This is a genomic window from Streptomyces sp. GD-15H (genome assembly GCF_045291515.1).
Classification (GTDB): Bacteria; Actinomycetota; Actinomycetes; order Streptomycetales; family Streptomycetaceae; genus Streptomyces.
Map to the genome: position 1 here is coordinate 2,832,595 of NZ_CP149447.1, position 18,139 is coordinate 2,850,733.

General features: G+C 71.0%; 13 protein-coding genes. 6 read left to right on the forward strand and 7 right to left on the reverse strand.

What is annotated here, in order from left to right:
• Positions 1 to 17: 17 nt before the first annotated feature.
• A complete protein-coding gene (locus tag WJ438_RS13165; protein WP_406729671.1) occupies positions 18 to 2,378 on the reverse strand; it encodes a HelD family protein in 2,361 nt (786 codons plus the stop codon).
• Positions 2,379 to 2,593: 215 nt separating this feature from the next.
• Complete coding sequence (locus WJ438_RS13170; protein WP_406725404.1) at positions 2,594 to 3,985, reverse strand: cation:dicarboxylate symporter family transporter; 1,392 nt, start codon at positions 3,983 to 3,985, stop codon at positions 2,594 to 2,596.
• A gap of 156 nt (positions 3,986 to 4,141) precedes the next feature.
• Between WJ438_RS13170 and WJ438_RS13175 the strand changes: the two genes are divergently transcribed.
• On the forward strand, positions 4,142 to 5,818 hold the full coding sequence (locus WJ438_RS13175) for an ATP-binding protein (RefSeq protein WP_406725405.1): 1,677 nt from the start codon (positions 4,142 to 4,144) through the stop codon (positions 5,816 to 5,818).
• Positions 5,815 to 6,498 carry a response regulator gene (locus WJ438_RS13180; protein WP_406725406.1) on the forward strand — a complete coding sequence of 228 codons (684 nt, stop codon included), beginning with the start codon at positions 5,815 to 5,817 and terminating at the stop codon, positions 6,496 to 6,498. Before WJ438_RS13175 ends, WJ438_RS13180 begins: the two co-directional genes overlap by 4 nt.
• A gap of 160 nt (positions 6,499 to 6,658) precedes the next feature.
• Here WJ438_RS13180 and WJ438_RS13185 read toward each other — a convergent pair whose 3' ends face one another.
• Positions 6,659 to 7,684 (reverse strand): ATP-dependent 6-phosphofructokinase, encoded by a 1,026-nt coding sequence (locus tag WJ438_RS13185; protein WP_406725407.1) that lies wholly within the window; start codon positions 7,682 to 7,684, stop codon positions 6,659 to 6,661.
• A 284-nt stretch (positions 7,685 to 7,968) separates the two neighbouring features.
• Here WJ438_RS13185 and pta point away from each other — a divergent pair, with 284 nt between their 5' ends.
• The 3 genes from pta to pyk all read left to right on the forward strand — a co-directional run bounded on the left by pta (position 7,969) and on the right by pyk (position 12,831).
• Positions 7,969 to 10,071 carry a phosphate acetyltransferase gene (gene pta, locus WJ438_RS13190; protein WP_406725408.1) on the forward strand — a complete coding sequence of 701 codons (2,103 nt, stop codon included), beginning with the start codon at positions 7,969 to 7,971 and terminating at the stop codon, positions 10,069 to 10,071.
• A complete protein-coding gene (locus tag WJ438_RS13195; protein ID WP_406725409.1) occupies positions 10,068 to 11,330 on the forward strand; it encodes an acetate kinase in 1,263 nt (420 codons plus the stop codon). Before pta ends, WJ438_RS13195 begins: the two co-directional genes overlap by 4 nt.
• 73 nt (positions 11,331 to 11,403) lie before the next feature.
• Positions 11,404 to 12,831: a pyruvate kinase gene (pyk, locus tag WJ438_RS13200; RefSeq protein WP_406725410.1), complete on the forward strand. Its 1,428-nt coding sequence runs from the start codon at positions 11,404 to 11,406 to the stop codon at positions 12,829 to 12,831.
• An 87-nt stretch (positions 12,832 to 12,918) separates the two neighbouring features.
• Here pyk and WJ438_RS13205 read toward each other — a convergent pair whose 3' ends face one another.
• The 4 genes from WJ438_RS13205 to WJ438_RS13220 all read right to left on the reverse strand — a co-directional run bounded on the left by WJ438_RS13205 (position 12,919) and on the right by WJ438_RS13220 (position 17,260).
• Positions 12,919 to 14,286, reverse strand: a complete 1,368-nt coding sequence (locus WJ438_RS13205) for a hypothetical protein (protein WP_406725411.1) — start codon at positions 14,284 to 14,286, stop codon at positions 12,919 to 12,921.
• Positions 14,276 to 14,878, reverse strand: a complete 603-nt coding sequence (locus WJ438_RS13210) for a DUF6114 domain-containing protein (protein WP_406725412.1) — start codon at positions 14,876 to 14,878, stop codon at positions 14,276 to 14,278. Before WJ438_RS13210 ends, WJ438_RS13205 begins: the two co-directional genes overlap by 11 nt.
• A gap of 118 nt (positions 14,879 to 14,996) precedes the next feature.
• Positions 14,997 to 15,632, reverse strand: a complete 636-nt coding sequence (locus WJ438_RS13215) for a DUF6230 family protein (protein ID WP_406725413.1) — start codon at positions 15,630 to 15,632, stop codon at positions 14,997 to 14,999.
• A 647-nt stretch (positions 15,633 to 16,279) separates the two neighbouring features.
• Positions 16,280 to 17,260, reverse strand: a complete 981-nt coding sequence (locus tag WJ438_RS13220; RefSeq protein WP_406725414.1) for a tetratricopeptide repeat protein — start codon at positions 17,258 to 17,260, stop codon at positions 16,280 to 16,282.
• A 246-nt stretch (positions 17,261 to 17,506) separates the two neighbouring features.
• On the opposite strand from WJ438_RS13220, the gene WJ438_RS13225 reads away from it, so the two are divergent.
• Positions 17,507 to 18,133, forward strand: a complete 627-nt coding sequence (locus WJ438_RS13225; RefSeq protein ID WP_406725415.1) for a TetR/AcrR family transcriptional regulator — start codon at positions 17,507 to 17,509, stop codon at positions 18,131 to 18,133.
• The last annotated feature ends 6 nt before the right edge of the window (positions 18,134 to 18,139 follow it).

The window sequence follows — 18,139 nt, forward strand, 5'->3', positions numbered from 1 at the left end:
GCCTCCGGGCCGGCCTTTCACACCAGGGCGTCGGCCAGCGGCTTCGGCAGCGGCTCGGTGTGCAGGACGCCGAGCCGCTGGGTGGCGCGGGTCAGCGCCACGTACAGGTCGCTGGTGCCGTAGCGCCCCGGCTCGACCACGAGGACGGAGTCGAACTCCAGCCCCTTGGCCTGCCGCGGGTCGAGCAGCACGACGCCGTGCGTCAGGTCGGGTTCGGCACCGGCCGCCACCCCGTCCAGCCGGGCGGCCAGCGCGCGGTGCAGGTCGCGCGGGGCGATGACGGCGAGCCGGCCGCCCTCCGGCACGCCGAGCTCCGTGACGGCCTTGGCGACGGCGCCGGGCAGGTCGTCGGTGGCGCGGGCCCAGGGACGTACGCCGGTGGAGCGGACCGAGCCGGGCGGCTCGAAGCCGGGGTGCTCGGCGCGGACCACGGCCGCCGCGACGTCCATGATCTCGGCCGGGGTGCGGTAGTTGACGCCGAGCCGGGTGTGCTCCCAGCGGTCCTCCACGTACGGGGCGAGGATGTCTTCCCAGGAGCCGACACCGCCCGCCTCCGACGTCTGCGCCGGGTCGCCGACCAGGGTCATCGAACGGGTCGGGCTGCGTCGCATCAGCAGCCGCCAGGCCATCGGCGAGAGCTCCTGCGCCTCGTCGACGATGATGTGCCCGAACGCCCAGGTGCGGTCGGCGGCGGCCCGTTCGGCGGCGCTGCGGTGGTCCTCCTCCTCGTGCCGTTCGGCGAAGCGCTCGGCGTCGATGATGTCGTGCGCGGACAGCACCTCGGAGGATTCGGGGTCGCCCTCCTCCTTGTCCTCGAACTCGAAGGTCCGGGAGGCGTACGACACGTCCAGTACGCCCTGCGCGTAGGCGATCTGCGTCCGCCGCTCGTGGTCGGCCCGCTCGCGCGCCGACCGGTCGTCCTCGCCGAGGAGTTCGGCGGCCTCGTCGAGCAGCGGCACGTCGGCGACGGTCCAGTGCCTGGTCACCGGGCGGCGGATCGCGGCGGCGTCCTCGGCGGACAGGAAGTCCTCGGGCTCGGCGAGGAAGTCGGCGACCAGCCGCTGCGGGGTGATCCGGGGCCACAACCGGTCCACGGCGGACCACACTTCGGGGTTCTCGGCAAGTTCGTCGCGGATCTGGGTGATGTCGCTGGGGTCGAGCAGATTGGTGCCGTCGTAGGGGTCGGTGCCGATGCGTTCGGCGACCATGTCGGTGAGCGTGTTGAGGATGTGGCCCTCGAAGTACTCGCGGGACGCGTTGTGCGGCAGCTTGGCGGCGCGGGTGCGTTCCCGGGCGACACGCACCAGGCCGTCGTCCAGCATCAGGATCTCGCGGTCGTGCTCGATGGTGATCACCGGGTCGGGCAGTGCCTGCCGGCTGCGGACGACCTCGGCGAGGACGTCCGCCATGCCGGCCCGGCCCTTCACGGCGGCGGCCTCGGGAGCGTCGGCCCGGGTGGTCTTCACGCCGGGGAACAGCTCACCGACGGTCGCGAGGAGCACCCCGGTCTCGCCGAGGCTGGGCAGTACCTCTCCGATGTAGCCGAGGAACGCCGGGTTGGGTCCGACGATCAGGACGGCGCGGCGGGCCAGCAGTTCGCGGTACTCGTAGAGGAGGTAGGCGGCACGGTGCAGGGCGACCGCGGTCTTGCCGGTGCCGGGGCCGCCCTCGACCACCAGCACACCCCGGTGCGGGGCGCGGATGATGCGGTCCTGGTCGGCCTGGATGGTGCGCACGATGTCACCCATGCGGCCGGTGCGCGCGGAGTTGAGCGCGGCGAGCAGCACGGCGTCGCCGGTCGGGTCCTCGTGGCCGGTGCGGGTCTCGTCGTCGAGGTCGAGGATCTCGTCGTGCAGGGCGGTGACCCGGCGTCCCTCGGTGGTGAGGTGCCGGCGGCGCCTGAGGCCCATCGGGGTGTGGCCGGTGGCCAGGTAGAAGGGGCGGGCCACGGCGGCCCGCCAGTCGATCAGGACGGGGGTGCGCTCCTCGTCGTCGGCGCGCAGACCGATACGGCCGATGTGGTGGGTGTCGCCGGATGGGGGTCCCCCCTCCTCATGGGGGTCCCCCCTGTTCGAGCGGAGCCGAGAACTCGGGGAAGAAGCCGAGAGCTTGGGGGAGAGGTCGATCCGGCCGAAGCAGAGGGAGCCGTCCACCGCGTTCAGCGCGGCGAGCAGCCCGGACCGCTCGGCGACGAGGATGTCCCGCTCCAGCCTGGCCTGCATGGGCGTGTCGCCCTGGCCGAGCGCGTCCGTGACGGACGCCTCGGTGTCGCCGCGCAGGGCGTCCACCCGTGCGTACAGTCCGTCGATGAATTCCTGTTCCTGTCGGAATTCATGGTCCGGAAATTCGCTGTTTGACAATTCCACTCCCACCCGGATAGACTGTGCTCACTGAACTTCATTGTGACTTGCTTCAATTGAAGTCGTGAGTCAATGAATATACGCAAAGAAAACCCCCGGGCGCAATTGCCCGGGGGTTTTCTTTGTCTGTGGCCGGGAGAGGGCGGGTAACGGAAAGGGCCGAACGGCCGGGCTCACGGGGGAGGGAGTCCGGCCGCTCGGCGGCGGGGGAAGCCGGGGAGGGCTGTGCCGTGTCAGGCCTTGGCGAGTTCCTTCTCGCTGCCCGCTTCGGGGGCCTCGGCACGGTCGGCGGAGCCGACTCCGTCGTGGTCGTCCAGCAGGGTGGCCTCGTCGAAGGGCAGTGCGCCGGAGAGGACCTGGTCGACCCGCTCCCGGTCGATCTCCTTGGTCCAAGTGCCGATCAGCACCGTGGCGACCGCGTTGCCCGCGAAGTTGGTGAGGGCGCGGGCCTCGCTCATCAGGCGGTCGATGCCGACGATGAGGCCGATGCCGTCCACCAGGGCCGGCTTGTGCGACTGCAGACCACCGGCCAGCGTCGCCAGGCCCGCACCGGAGACACCGGCGGCGCCCTTGGACGCGATCAGCAGGAAGAGCAGCAGCGTGATCTGCTCGCCGATCGACATCGGCGTACCCAGGGCGTCGGCGATGAACAGCGAGGCCATGGTCATGTAGATCATGGTGCCGTCGAGGTTGAAGGAGTAGCCGGTCGGGACGGTGATGCCGACCACCGGCTTGCTGACACCGATGTGCTCCATCTTCGCGATGAGCCGCGGCAGCGCCGACTCGGACGACGACGTGGAAAGGATCAGCAGGAACTCACGGCCCAGGTACTTGAACAGGCTCCAGACGTTCAGACCCGCGACGATCCGCAGCAGCGCGCCGAGCACCAGGAAGATGAACAGCACACAGGTGAGGTAGAAGCCGAGCATCAGCATCGCGAGGCTCTTCAGCGCGTCCACGCCGGCGGAGCCGGTGACGGCGGCCATGGCGCCGAACGCACCGATCGGGGCAGCCCACATGATCATGGCGAGGACCCGGAAGACCAGCCGCTGGATGTGCTCGATCCCGCGCAGGACCGGCTGGCCGGCGTTGCCCATGGCCTGCAGCGCGAAGCCGCACAGCAGGGCGATCAGCAGGGTCTGCAGGACCTCACCCTGGGTGAAGGCGGACACGATCGTGGTCGGGATGATGCCGAGCAGGAACTCGGTGGTGTCCTTGGCCTCCGCGTCGACCTGGGCCTGACCGGTCTCCTTGACCGCGTCGGTGACCGCGAGCCCCGTACCGGGGTCCAGGATGTTGCCGACGATCAGGCCGATGCCGAGCGCGACCAGCGACATGACCAGGAAGTAGAGCATGGCGATACCGCCGACGGCGCCGACCTTGGCGGCCTTCCGCACGGAGCCGATGCCCAGCACGATGGTGCAGAAGATGATCGGCGAGATCATCATCTTGATCAGGTTCACGAAGCCGGTGCCGATCGGCTTCAGCTCGACCGCGAAGTCGGGGGCTATCAGACCGACGGCGATACCGAGGGCGACCGCGATGATCACCGCGATGTAGAGATAGTGCGTGCGGTCCCGCTTCACTTCGGGAGCGGCAGGTGCCGTATCGGCTGTGCTGGTCACGGCGGCCTCCTTGACGACGTCGTCGGCATCAACCGGCGTGCGGCTCACGTCCGGGGATGAGCTTCTGGGGAACGCCGTGACTATGTCCCGCCTTGTGAGCGCGGTCACCCTTCCGTTCATTTAGTTCATCGCGACCCGGGAAGGCAGACTGACCGCATGCGCATCCCCGTCCCGAGACCCCGCAGCCTGGCGGGCCAGCTCTTCGCCATGCAGGCGGTGCTGATAGCGGTGCTCGTGGTGGGATACGCGGTGTTCAGTTACTTCAGCGACCGCAGCCAGGCCGAGGAGGAGGCGGGCCGCCAGGCCACGGCGGTGGCCCTCTCGGTCGCGGACTCCCCCTCGGTGCGCGAGTCGATCCGTACCGCCGACCCCTCGGCCACGCTCCAGCCGTACGCGCTGGCGGTGGTGCGCGACACCGACATCGACTTCGTCACGATCATGAATCCGCGGGGCATCCGCTGGACCCACCCCGACCCGGACCAGCTCGGCCTGCCCTTCCGCGGCCACACCGCGCCCGCCCTGGAGGGCCGGACGTTCACCGAGACCTACACCGGCACCCTCGGCCCGTCCGTCCGCGCGGTCACCCCGGTCCGGGACGGCGACCGGATCGTCGGCCTGGTCAGCGCGGGCATCCGGGTCGACGAGATCAGCCAGCGCGCGCAGGCCCAGCTGACGGCCCTGCTCGCGGTCGCGACCGGTGCGCTCGGGCTCGGCGCGATCGGCACGTACGTCATCAACGCCCGCCTGCGCCGGCACACCCACGGGATGAACGCGAGAGAACTCAGCCACATGCACGACTACCATCAGGCCGCGCTGCACGCCGTGCGTGAGGGGCTGCTGATGCTGGACGGGCGGTACAGAGTGGCGTTGATCAACGACGCCGGCAGGGAGCTGCTGGGTGTGGCTCCGGAGGAGAACGTGGTGGGCAGGTCGGTCGCGGAGCTCAGCCTCCCGACACCGCTGACGGGCGCGCTGCTCGCCTCGGCGCCCCGGGTGGACGAGGTACATCTCACCGCGGACCGCGTGCTGGTCGTGAACACCTCACCGGTGTCGGGCGGTGAGCGGCGCGGTTCGGTGGTGACCCTGCGCGATGTGACGGAGCTCCAGTCACTGATGGGCGAGCTGGACTCCGAGCGGGGCTTCACCCAGGCGCTGCGCTCGCAGGCGCACGAGGCGGCGAACCGGCTGCACACCGTCGTCTCGCTGATCGAGCTGGGCCGGGCCGAGGAGGCGGTGGACTTCGCGACCGCCGAGCTGGAACTCGCCCAGGCGCTCACCGACCAGGTGGTGGCGGCGGTGGGCGAACCGGTGCTGGCGGCACTGCTGCTGGGCAAGACCGCCCAGGCCCACGAGCGGGGCGTGGAGCTGGTGGTCTCGCCGGACAGCCGACTGGACGACGGGCTGCTGCCGGACAACCTGCCCGCCCGGGACCTGGTCACCATCCTGGGCAACCTGATCGACAACGCGGTGGACGCGGCACTGGGCGGCATCAGTCCCCGGGTGACGGTCACGGCCCTCACCGACGCCGGCGCGGAGCTGCTCCTGCGGGTGTCCGACACCGGCCCGGGCGTGGACCCGGACCACACCGAGGCGGTCTTCCGGCAGGGCTTCACGACCAAGCCGTCCGGGCCGGACGGACGTGGGCTGGGCCTGGCGCTGGTACGGCAGGCGGTGCACCGGCACGGCGGCGCGCTGACGGTGACCTCGGCGGAGGAGGGCGGCGCCCGCTTCGAGGTACGGCTCCCGCTGCGGGCCAACGGCGGGGCCGCGGCCAGGAGCGGTGCGTTCGCGAACAGCGTCGGCACGGGCACCGGCACGGGAGGCGAGGCATGACCGACAGGCCCGTCCGCGTCCTGGTCGTGGAGGACGACCCGGTCGCCGCCGACGCCCATGTGATGTACGTCGGCCGGGTGCCGGGATTCGTCGCGGTCGGCAAGGCGACGACGGGCGCCGAGGCCCGCCGGGCGCTGGAGCGCACCCCCGTCGACCTGCTCCTCCTCGACCTGCACCTGCCCGATGTGCACGGGCTGCAGCTGGCCCGCTCGCTGCGGACGGCCGGGCACCACGCGGACGTCGTCGCGGTGACGTCGGCACGGGACCTCGCGGTGGTGCGCGAGGGGGTGTCGCTGGGCGTCGTCCAGTACGTACTGAAGCCGTTCACCTTCGCAACACTGCGGGACCGCCTGGTGCGGTACGCCGAATTCCGCGCGGCCGTGGGCGAGGCCAGCGGTCAGGCCGAGGTGGACCGCGCGCTGGCCACCCTGCGCGCCCCCGGACCGGCCGCCCTGCCCAAGGGCCTGAGCGCACCGACCCTGGAGCGGGTGACGGAGGCCCTGCGGGACGCCGGTGAGGGCCTGACCGCCAGCGGGGTGGCGGAGGCGGTGGGCATCTCCCGCATCACCGCCCGCCGCTACCTGGAACACCTGGTGGACGCGGGCCGCGCGGACCGGCGCCCGCAGTACGGGACCGTGGGGCGGCCGGAGTTGCAGTACCGCTGGGTGACGGGGCGATGAGACCGTACCCGCTGGAGCTGCCGCTGTACGTACTGACCGCCCGCCGACTGGGCGGCGGCTTCGCACGAGGCGGGGCGGGGCGGTCAAGGGGTGAGGCGCGGCGGCCGGGGGCAGGCGCGGGCAGGCCCGCGCACGCCTCCTCCCCGACCGCCGGGGTGGGTCAGAAGACCGACTCGGCCTCGTCCATGCGGTCCTTCGGGACCGTCTTCAGTTCGGTGACGGCCTCCGCGAGCGGGACCATCACGATGTCGGTCCCGCGCAGCGCGGTCATCCGGCCGAACCGCTCCTGGTGCGCGGCCTCCACCGCGTGCCACCCGAAGCGGGTGGCGAGCACCCTGTCGTACGCGGTCGGCGTGCCACCGCGCTGGATGTGGCCGAGGATGACCGGCCTGGCCTCCTTGCCGAGGCGGCGCTCCAGTTCGCCGGCCAGCGCCGTGCCGATGCCCTGGAAGCGTTCGTGGCCGAACTTGTCGATCTCGCCCTTGCCGTAGTCCATGGTGCCGTCGGCGGGGTGGGCGCCCTCGGCGACGCAGATCACCGCGAACTTCTTGCCGCGGGCGAAGCGCGCCTCGATCATCTTGACCAGCTGGGCCGGGTCGAAGGCCCGCTCGGGCAGGCAGATGCCGTGGGCGCCGGCGGCCATGCCGGACTCCAGGGCGATCCAGCCCGCGTGCCGGCCCATGACCTCGACGACCATCACCCGCTGGTGGGACTCGGCGGTGGTCTTCAGCCGGTCCATCGCCTCGGTGGCGACACCGACGGCGGTGTCGAAGCCGAAGGTGCGGTCGGTGGAGGAGATGTCGTTGTCGATCGTCTTCGGGACGCCGACCACCGGCAGTCCCGCGTCCGACAGCATGCGGGCGGCGGTGAGCGTGCCCTCGCCGCCGATCGGGATGAGCGCGTCGATGCCGAAGTCGCGGATCATGTCGGAGGCGTTCTCGCAGGCCTCGCGGAGCCGGTCGCGCTCCAGCCGGGAAGAGCCGAGGATGGTGCCGCCGCGGGCCAGGATGCCGCTGACCGCGTTGAGGTCGAGGGTCCGGTAGCGGCCGTCGAGCAGGCCCGAGTAGCCGTCCTCGAAGCCGATGACCTCGTCGCCGTAATTGTCGACCGCGCGGTGCACGACCGACCGGATCACGGCGTTCAGGCCGGGGCAGTCGCCGCCTGCGGTGAGAACTCCGATACGCATCGTGCTGTCGTCTCCTGGTCGCTGTGGATACCGGTGAGCCAGCTTCGATTGTTCCATGCCGCCCGGCGCGCCGCGGCCCTCGTCCCGGCCGCTCGCCCGGCCCTTGTCCGAAACCCGCCCCGGCCGTCGTGCCCCGGGCCCGGGGCCGCACCCCACAGGCGAGCACCCCCACCAGCGCCGGAGGTACTGTCGGGGGGATCAGCTCGCCCCGGCGAGCGAGGCGTCCGGGCCGAATCCCGCAGGGCCGACAAGCACCGCGAGACCCCCGACGAAACGGAGCGCGCGTGACCCGCAGTGTGTACGTGACCAGCATCGACCGTGGCGACGGCCGCCAGGTCGTCGAACTGGGAGTCATGGAACTCCTGACCCGGCAGGTCGACCGGGTGGGTGTCTTCCGTCCCCTGGTGCACGAGGGCCCCGACCGCCTCTTCGAGCTGCTGCGCGCCCGCTACCGGCTCACCCAGGACCCGACGACCGTCTACGGCATGGACTACCAGGAGGCGTCCGCCCTCCAGGCCGAACGCGGCCCCGACGAACTGGTGTCGACGCTGGTCGACCGGTTCCACGTCGTCGCCCGCGACTACGACGTCGTCCTCGTCCTCGGCACCGACTACGCCGACACCCAGTTCCCGGACGAGCTGTTCCTGAACGCCCGCCTCGCCAACGAGTTCGGCGCCTCGGTGATCCCGGTCGTGGGCGGCCGCAGGCAGACCTCCGAGTCGGTGCGCGACGAGACCCGCAACGCCTTCCGCGCCTACGAGACGCTGGGCTGCGACGTGCTCGCCATGGTGGTCAACCGGGTGGCCCCCGAGGACCGGGACGAGATCGCCGAGCGGCTCGCCTCCCGACCGTCGGTGCCCTGCTACGTCCTGCCCGACGAACCCGCGCTGGCCGCCCCCACCGTGGCCCAGATCGCCCACACCCTGGGCGCGAAGGTGGTGCTCGGCGACGACTCCGGGCTGGCCCGCGACGCCCTGGACTTCGTCTTCGGCGGCGCGATGCTGCCCAACCTCCTCGCCGCCCTGACCCCGGGCTGCCTGGTCGTCGCCCCGGGCGACCGCGCCGATCTGGTCGTCGGGACGCTGGCCGCGCACAGCGCCGGCACCCCGCCGATAGCCGGGGTGCTGCTGACCCTGGACGAGGTGCCCCCCGACCGCATCCTCACCCTCGCCGCCCGCCTCGCCCCCGGCACCCCGGTCCTGTCCGTGCCCGGGAACAGCTTCCCCACCGCCGAGCGGCTGTTCTCCCTGGAGGGGAAGCTGAACGCGGCCACCCCGCGCAAGGCGGAGACGGCGCTCGGCCTCTTTGAGCGGTACGTCGACACCGCCGACCTCACCCGGCGGGTCTCCGCGCCCAGCAGCGACCGCGTGACGCCGATGATGTTCGAGCACAAGCTGCTCGAGCAGGCCCGCTCCGACCTCAGGCGGGTCGTCCTGCCCGAGGGCAGCGAGGAGCGGGTGCTGCACGCGGCCGAGGTGCTGCTGCGCCGGGGCGTGTGCGAGCTCACCCTGCTGGGGCCGGTCGACCACATCCGCAAGAAGGCCGCCGACCTCGGTATCGCCCTCGGCGACACCCAGCTGATCGACCCGGCCGCCTCCGAGCTGCGCGACGCCTTCGCCGAGAAGTACGCCGCTCTGCGCGCCCACCGGGGAGTCAGCGTCGAGCTGGCCTACGACGTCGTCTCGGACCCGAACTACTTCGGCACGCTGATGGTGGAGGAGGGGTTCGCCGACGGCATGGTGTCCGGCTCGGTGCACTCCACGGCCGCGACCATCCGGCCGGCCTTCGAGATCATCAAGACCCGGCAGGACTCCTCGATCGTGTCCTCCGTCTTCTTCATGTGCCTGGCCGACCGGGTCCTGGTCTACGGCGACTGCGCGGTCAACCCCGACCCGGACGCCGAGCAGCTCGCCGACATCGCCGTGCAGTCGGCGGTCACGGCCGCCCGGTTCGGGGTGGAGCCGCGGATCGCGATGCTGTCGTACTCGACGGGTACGTCCGGCTCCGGCGCCGACGTCGACAAGGTGCGCGAGGCGACCGAGCTGGTGCGTGCCCGCCGCCCCGACCTCAAGATCGAGGGGCCGATCCAGTACGACGCGGCCGTGGAGCCGTCGGTCGCGGCGACCAAGCTGCCGGATTCCGAGGTCGCCGGGCAGGCGACCGTGCTGATCTTCCCCGACCTGAACACCGGCAACAACACCTACAAGGCCGTGCAGCGCTCGGCCGGCGCGATCGCGGTCGGCCCGGTGCTCCAGGGTCTGCGCAAGCCGGTCAACGACCTGTCCCGGGGCGCCCTCGTCCAGGACATCGTCAACACCGTCGCCATCACGGCGATCCAGGCCCAGTCCGCCGCTTCGTCCCCGATCGAGAAGGCAGCCACCCCGTGAGCGCCCGTCCGTCACCCACCACCGCCCTGCCCGACGAGCTGCGCTCGCCCCCTCCTTCTCGTGTCCTCGTCCTCAACTCCGGCTCCTCGTCGGTGAAGTACCAGCTGCTGGACATGGGCGACGGCAGCCGGCTCGCCTCGGGCCTGGTCGAGCGGATCGGCGAGCGGACCTCCCTGGTCCGGCACACGCCGCTGGCGTCGGACGGGGAGCACAGGGAGCGAACCGGTCCGGTCGCCGACCACGATGCCGCCCTGAAGGCGATGGCCGGGGAACTGGCCCTCGACGGGCTGGGGCTCGATTCCCCCGAACTGGCCGCGATCGGGCACCGGGTGGTGCACGGCGGGACGCACTTCACCGAGCCGACCGTCATCGACGAAGCGGTGCTCGCCGAGGTCGAGCGGCTCATCCCGGTCGCCCCGCTGCACAATCCGGCCAACCTGACGGGCATCCGTACCGCCATGGCGCTGCGCCCGGACCTGCCGCAGGTCGCCGTCTTCGACACCGCCTTCCACACCACGATGCCGGAGTCGGCCGCCCGCTACGCGATCGACGTGGAGACCGCCGACGAGCACCGCGTCCGCCGCTACGGCTTCCACGGCACCTCGCACGCGTACGTGTCCCGGGAGACGGCCCGGCTGCTCGGGAAGGCTCCCGAGGACGTGAACGTCATCGTGCTGCACCTGGGGAACGGGGCGTCCGCCTCGGCGGTGCGGGGCGGGAAGTGCGTGGACACCTCCATGGGGCTGACGCCCTTGGAGGGACTGGTGATGGGTACCCGGTCCGGAGACATGGACCCGGCCGTCATCTTCCATTTGATGCGTGTGGGCAAAATGTCCGCCGACGAGATCGACACCCTCCTCAACAGGAAGAGCGGACTGGTCGGTCTGTGCGGTGACAACGACATGCGGGAGATCCGCCGCCGGGTCGACGCGGGCGACGAGCAGGCGAAGCTCGCGTTCGACATCTACATCCACCGCCTGAAGAAGTACATCGGTGCCTATTACGCCGTTCTCGGACGGGTGGACGCGGTGGCGTTCACCGCCGGGGTCGGCGAGAACTCCGCTCCGGTGCGAGAGGCGGCCGTGGCGGGCCTGGCCGGGCTGGGTCTGGAGGTCGACGCCGAACGCAACGGTGCGCGCGGCGACGGGCCACGGCTGATCTCGCCCGCGGGTGCGCGGGTCGCGGTCGCCGTGGTACCGACGGATGAGGAAATGGAGATCGCCACACAGACCTATGCACTGGCCGGAAAGCGCAATTGAGCAGCGACTTCCTCATGTGCGTCTTCCGCCAGACGGAATATTCCGGAGCGAAACAAACCGATAGGATCGCCCCATGCGCCGTTCCAAAATCGTCTGTACTCTCGGCCCCGCGGTCGACTCCCACGAGCAGCTCGTCGCCCTGATCGAAGCCGGCATGAACGTGGCCCGCTTCAACTTCAGCCACGGCTCGCACGCCGAGCACCAGGGCAGGTACGACAGGGTCCGTGCCGCCGTCAAGGAGACCGGCAGGGCCGTCGGCGTGCTCGCCGACCTCCAGGGCCCGAAGATCCGGCTGGAGACCTTCGCCGAGGGGCCCGTCGAGCTGGTGCGCGGTGACGAGTTCACCATCACCACCGAGGACGTCCCCGGCGACCGGACCATCTGCGGGACGACCTACAAGGGCCTGCCGGGCGACGTCTCCCGCGGCGACCAGGTGCTGATCAACGACGGCAACGTCGAGCTGAAGGTGCTGGAGGTCGAGGGCTTCCGGGTGCGGACGATCGTCATCGAGGGCGGTGTCATCTCCGACCACAAGGGCATCAACCTGCCCGGCACGGCCGTGAACGTGCCCGCGCTGTCCGAGAAGGACATCGAGGACCTGCGGTTCGCGCTGCGCATGGGCTGCGACATGGTCGCCCTGTCCTTCGTCCGGGACGCCAAGGACGTGGCCGACGTCCACCGCGTGATGGACGAGGAGGGCCGCCGGGTGCCCGTCATCGCCAAGGTGGAGAAGCCGCAGGCGGTGGCGAACATGGAGGACGTCGTGATGGCGTTCGACGGTGTGATGGTCGCCCGCGGTGACCTCGCCGTCGAGTACCCGCTCGAGAAGGTCCCGATGGTGCAGAAGCGCCTGATCGAGCTGTGCCGCCGCAACGCGAAACCGGTGATCGTGGCGACCCAGATGATGGAGTCGATGATCACCAACTCCCGTCCGACCCGCGCCGAGGCCTCCGACGTGGCCAACGCGATCCTGGACGGCGCCGACGCGGTCATGCTGTCGGCCGAGTCGAGCGTGGGCGCGTACCCGATCGAGACCGTGCGGACGATGTCGAAGATCGTCCAGGCGGCCGAGCAGGAGCTGCTGTCCAAGGGCCTGCAGCCGCTGGTGCCCGGCAAGAAGCCGCGCACCCAGGGCGGTTCGGTGGCCCGTGCCGCCGCCGAGATCGCCGACTTCCTCGGCGGCAAGGGCCTGGTGGCCTTCACCCAGTCCGGCGACACCGCCCGCCGGCTGTCCCGCTACCGCGCCATCCAGCCGATCCTGGCGTTCACCACCGACGAGTCCACCCGCAACCAGCTCACGCTCAGCTGGGGCGTGGAGCCGCACGTCGTGCCGTTCGTGAACAGCACCGACGAGATGGTCGACCTGGTCCAGCAGGAGCTGGTCCGGCTCCAGCGCTTCGAGGAGGGCGACACCGTGGTGATCACCGCCGGCTCGCCGCCCGGCGTCCCCGGCACCACCAACATGGTCCGCGTCCACCACATGGGCGACGCCACCAGCTGACCCGCCCGTGTGTACGGCACCGAGGGCGCCCCCCGGAGAGGGGGCGCCCTCGGCGTTGTGCGGCTCCCGGAGTGGTCCGACGGGTACTCAGTTGACGTACTGGTGCAGCCCCGGCACGTGCAGGGTCCCGCCGAACTGGCCGGCCTGCTGCACCGTCACATCGGTGAAGTAGATCAGGGGGATGTTGAGCGGCGGCGGGTTCTCGGGGTCGAAGGTGATCGGGATCAGCCCGAGCAGCTTGCCGGAGATGCGCTCCGTGTACATCACGGTGTCGCCGTCGCGGATGGTGGACGTCGACCCCTTGGCCGCCTGCACGTGGTAGGTCTTGCCGATCGACTTGTCCTCGACCGTCTGGTGCAGGTCGCCGATGTCGGTGCCGTCGGAGATGACGTACTTCAGGACCTTCTTGACTTTGCCGCTCGCGGTCCGGACCTCGACGATGCCCTGGTAGTCGGCGCCTTTCAGCAACAGCGAACTGGCGTTCAGGAACCAGGGTTCGTCGGGCAGCGGGACCTTGTTGTCGACCCCGCCCTCGGCATCGGTGGCGACCGGACAGTCGTCGAGGTCGGTCGTGGCACTCCCGGACGGGTCGGACGGGCTCGGCGAGGCGGTGGCGGGACCCGTCGACTCCGGGGTCTCGGGGGTCTCGGCCACCTCCGCTGCGTCCTCGACCGCCGTGTCCGCCTTGTCGGCGGCTTCCTCGGCGGTGTCCTTCGCGGCTTCGGTGGCCTTCTCGGCGGCCTTCTCGGTGGTCTCCTCCGCGGAGCCGACCGCGTCCTTGGCCGTGTCCTCGGCGGCTTCGGCGGCCGAGGCCGAAGGGGTGGGGGCCGGGCTCGCCTCGGCTTTCTGGTCCTTGGGGGTGAAGGCGTCCTTGATCGTGTCCCCGACGTCCTCCAAGACGTTGCGGTCGGCCTCCGAGGGCGACGGCGCGGGTTCGGACTGGTCACCGGGGTCCTGCTCGCCCGAGGTCGCGGACGGGGCGGGCGCCGGCTCGTCCTTGTCGTCGGAACCTGAATCCGACGAAGAGGAGGAGTCGTTGTCCGTGTTCTTGTCCGTGCCCGGGTCCGCGGTCCTGCCGTTCCCGGCGGAGGCCGAGGGGCTCGGCTCCGTGGCGGCGTCGTCGGAGGACGGGGACGCGCTGTCGCTCGTCGAGGCGGACGGGCCGGGCGAGGCGGACGCGTCGTCCTTCTCGGCCTCCTCCAGGGCCTTCAGGCAGTCCTCGTACTCGTCGGCGGTCAGACTCTTCGACTGCGGCTGGTCCTCGGCCTGGGCGAGCGTGGGCGTGAACCCCATTCCCATGAGGACCGCGGTCGGCATCGCCGCGAGGGCTATCGCTTTCCCGGCAGGCATGTGGAATCTGGTGAACAGCGGCTTCTTGGGTGCCGCGTGGCGCGGCCCGGTTCTCACACGGAACGTCCCCACATCGGCCCCGCGGGTCACCTCGTCAGCCGGCACTGTGCCTCCCGTTCGCCCCGTTCACGGGGCTCGTTCCTGACAGATCGTTCTCCCCCAGTGCCTTGAGGGCCTGGGAGGGACCCCCACCGTCCACCGCCGCGGCGTCCTTCACGGGTCCCGTGGCCGTGGTGTCGGGTTCCGCGCCCTGCGGGGCGCCGCCCCGGCCCTGGGGGTCCGCCTGCGGCTCCTGCTCGGGCGGGATGCCCGGCGCCCACGACACGGCCATCGCCCCACCGACCAGCGAGAGCAGGAAGCCGATGATGAAGCCGCCGAAGTTGGACACCGGAATGGAGACGAGTCCCAGCAGGATCGCCGCGACACCCGCGAAGACCCGGACGTGCTCCTGGACCCACAGGCTGACGCCCAGGACGACCAGCAGCACCCCGATGATCAGAGACCCCGCGCCCGCGGTGGTGGCCATCGCCAGTGTCAGGTGGCCTATCCGGAGATTCGCGTACGGGAAGTACATGATCGGAAAGCCGCCGAGCGCGACGAACAGGCCGGCCCAGAACGGCCGCGCGCCTCGCCAGGCATGGAACTGCTGCCTGCGGCGGATGAACTGGCCGGAGGCGGCAGGAGTCTCGGCGCTCATGGAAAACAGCTCCCTGGTACGGCTTTGCTGTGGTGGTGATGTGCGCCGCGCGTGAAGACGCGGCGGGAAGGTGGACGGGCGGGGGCGCCACTCGGCTCCCCCGCCCGTCAGCGAGTGCTTAGTAGCACTCCTTGACACCCGCGGACAGCGACATCTTCAGCCCGCTGAGCTTGAAGGTTCCGGCGGTGGTCGCCCACGCCGTCTGCTTCACCTTGGTCAGCGTGGCCGAGTCGGCCTGCTGGGCGAAGCCGTACGGGTTGGCCTGTTCCTTGCCGCCCTTCATGCCCGGACCCTTGTGGGCGTCCTTGGCGGCCACACCGATGTCGATGCCACGGAAGGTGGCGTCGGCCTGAAGGTCCGCGATGTCGATGTACAGGTTCTCCGCACGGACCGGGGTGCCGCCACCGCCGGCCTTCAGCGTCAGACTGACCGAGCCGAGCCCCGGGATGCCCGGGGTCACCACGGACTGGCACATGTTCGTGATCTCTGCGGTCCGGAACGCCGAGACCGCGACGGGGTGGGCCGTCTTCTCGCCCTTGAGGGTGTAACCCTCGTCGAGCGCTCCGTACTGGGAGAAGCCCGTACCGTCGAGCCGGTCCGCCGTCACCTTGAACGACTGGCCGGAGACACTGAACGACGCGGCGAGAGCGCCCTGCGCGAGCGCGACGCCTATACAAGCCGTGGCGGCCACGCTGGGCACCATCACCACAGCGAACCGCTTCCATCTGGTCCCGCCACGCACCTGGGACTCCATATTTCCTCCTTCTCGGACGTACATCTCCTGCTCTGACACACCGCCAGTAGGCGGGCAGCCGCGCAGGGATGGGAGAAGTGCTACGTCCTCGGGAAGGAGAGCGCCGCGCTCGGCAGCACACAAAGCGGCCGAATCACCGGCGATCACCCCCGAGCGACAACCACTGGTCGCGCCTGACACGCATCACGCACAACCTGCTGGACAGGCTTCGCCGGGTGAGCGAAGACCCCCCTGTCCAAGAACCGGCTCCACTGCCGCCGGCTCTACTCGGTGGGGACCCAGGAACGCCCGCGTCCCGACCGGCTGTCGGAGTACGGGCAATGGACCGAGCGTCGCCGATCGTGGTGCATTCTCGCCGCCTGCACAAGGGGGTTCATTACTCGCCGGTAACATTCGAACGACCGGAGGGCGACCCGTCGGCATCGGACGGCGACCCTCGGTGTTCCGCAGGGGGCGGACAAAGCAGTTGACGCCTGGACAGAATCCGACAGATCGACACGGGCGACTTACTCGCAGTAACAGCGGCCGCGATTGCCAAGTTTTGGCAAAACGCGGCCGCACCGGCCCCCCGTCGGCCAATCTTTCACTCGGGCACCACAGGTCCGGAAACCGCCCGGAAGCGGCCGGACGCCAGGCCCCCGGCACGCTCAGAACAAGGCACGCGCCAGCGCTCTGCGCGCGGCGATCACCCGCGGATCCTCGGCCCCGACCACCTCGAACAGCTCGAGCAGACGCACCCGTACGGCGTCGCGGTCGTCGCCGACCGTGCGCCCCACCGTCTCGATGAGCCGGCCGAAGGCGTCCTCGACATGACCGCCCACCAGGTCCAGGTCGGCGGCGGCGATCTGCGCCTCGACGTCCTGCGGCTTCCCGGCGGCGTCCGCGCGCACCCGCTGCGGGTCCAGACCCTCCACCCGCTGGAGCAACTCGGCCTGGGCAAGCCCCAGCTGAGCCTCCGGGTTGCCCGGGTCGTCGGTGAGCACGTTCTTGTACGCCTGGATCGCGCCGCCCAGGTCGCCGGCGTCCAGCGCCCGCACAGCGGCCTCCAGCAGCGCGTCGTACGGGCCGACGGGCACCGCGGCGTCCGACGCGGCACCGCCGCCGCCCGGCGCGGCGTCGGGGTCGACGGTGAGCCCGGTCAGGCCGAAGCGCTCCTCGGCGACCTGCACCAGCTGATCCAGGGTCTGGCGGATCTGCGTCTCGCCCGCGGCCCCCTGGAAGAGCGGCAGCGCCTGCCCGGCCACCACCGCGAACACCGCGGGGATGCCCTGGATCCCGAACTGCTGCATCAGCATCTGGTTGGCGTCGACGTCGATCTTGGCGAGCAGGAAGCGCCCGTTGTACTCGACGGCGAGTCGCTCCAGGACGGGGCTCAGCTGCTTGCAGGGCTCACACCATTCGGCCCAGAAGTCGATAACGACCGGGACCTCGGTGGACCGCTGCAGGATGTCGCTCTCAAAGCCGGCCTCGTCGACGTCGATGACGAGGTCGGCCGGGGAGACCGCGCCTCCGCCGCCCTGCCGGGCCGCCTCCGCGCGGGCCTGCTCCGCCTTCGTCTTGGCCTCCTGGGCCGCCTTCACCGCGGCGAGGTCGACGACTCCGCTCATGGACATGTTCCGTGGCTGCATACGTCTATCCTCCCCCGTACTCCGCCTGTCTGTGAAAACGCCGGGAAACCCGGGCGTCCGCGTCCTCTTCGGCGCCGGGTCCCCACCCACGCCAGTGGCCGTCGCTCGAGCCGGGTCGGCCGTTCCGTGAGGGCCTCCCACACTTACGCTACGGGTCGTAGCGTAATGCCCGGCACGGCGCACGGGGCGGCCCACCCCGGTGATCTCCCTCACGGCGACCCGGGGACCGGCGGATAGGGTCGTGCCATGCAGAGCCGTGCCCCCGTCAGTCGCACCGGACGCCCGCGCAGCGCCGCGGCGGACACCGCGATCCTGGCCGCGACGCGGGAGGCTCTGGTCGAACTGGGGTGGTCCAAGCTCTCCCTGGGAGACGTCGCGAGCCGCGCGGGAGTCGCCAAGACCACCCTCTACCGGCGCTGGGCGGGCAAGAACGAACTGGTCGTGGACGCGGTCGCCGAGCTCTTCGACGCGCTCGAACTCCCCGATCGCGGCAGCCTCGCCGCGGACATCGAGGACGTGGTAGTCCAGTTCGCGGCACTGCTGTCCCGCCCGGAGGCCAGGAGCGGGCTGATGGCGGTCGTCGCGGAGTCCACCCTCGACGAGGCCCTGCGCGAACGCATCCGCACCTCGATCGTCGAACGGCAGAAACGCCTGGTCCACACCGGCCGCGCCCGCGCCCAGGCACGCGGCGAACTGCCGCCCGAGCCCGACCCGGCCGAGGCGGTCCGCACCGTGGACCTGACCTTCGACATGGTGGCCGGCGCGGTGGTGCACCGCACGCTGGTCAGCGGACGCCCGGCGGACGAGGAATGGGTACACGACCTCACCCGCGTCCTCCTCACCGGCCTCACCACCACCGACCCCACCCTGTAGGCGGGG

Bases quoted from the DNA above. Each gene is read 5' to 3' on its own strand.
- WJ438_RS13175 (WP_406725405.1), top strand. From the start codon at position 4,142: ATGCGCATCCCCGTCCCGAGACCCCGCAGCCTGGCGGGCCAGCTCTTC.
- WJ438_RS13180 (WP_406725406.1), top strand. From the start codon at position 5,815: ATGACCGACAGGCCCGTCCGCGTCCTGGTCGTGGAGGACGACCCGGTC.
- WJ438_RS13185 (WP_406725407.1), bottom strand. From the start codon at position 7,684: ATGCGTATCGGAGTTCTCACCGCAGGCGGCGACTGCCCCGGCCTGAAC.
- pyk (WP_406725410.1), top strand. From the start codon at position 11,404: ATGCGCCGTTCCAAAATCGTCTGTACTCTCGGCCCCGCGGTCGACTCC.
- WJ438_RS13210 (WP_406725412.1), bottom strand. From the start codon at position 14,878: ATGAGCGCCGAGACTCCTGCCGCCTCCGGCCAGTTCATCCGCCGCAGG.
- WJ438_RS13215 (WP_406725413.1), bottom strand. From the start codon at position 15,632: ATGGAGTCCCAGGTGCGTGGCGGGACCAGATGGAAGCGGTTCGCTGTG.
- WJ438_RS13220 (WP_406725414.1), bottom strand. From the start codon at position 17,260: ATGCAGCCACGGAACATGTCCATGAGCGGAGTCGTCGACCTCGCCGCG.
- WJ438_RS13225 (WP_406725415.1), top strand. From the start codon at position 17,507: ATGCAGAGCCGTGCCCCCGTCAGTCGCACCGGACGCCCGCGCAGCGCC.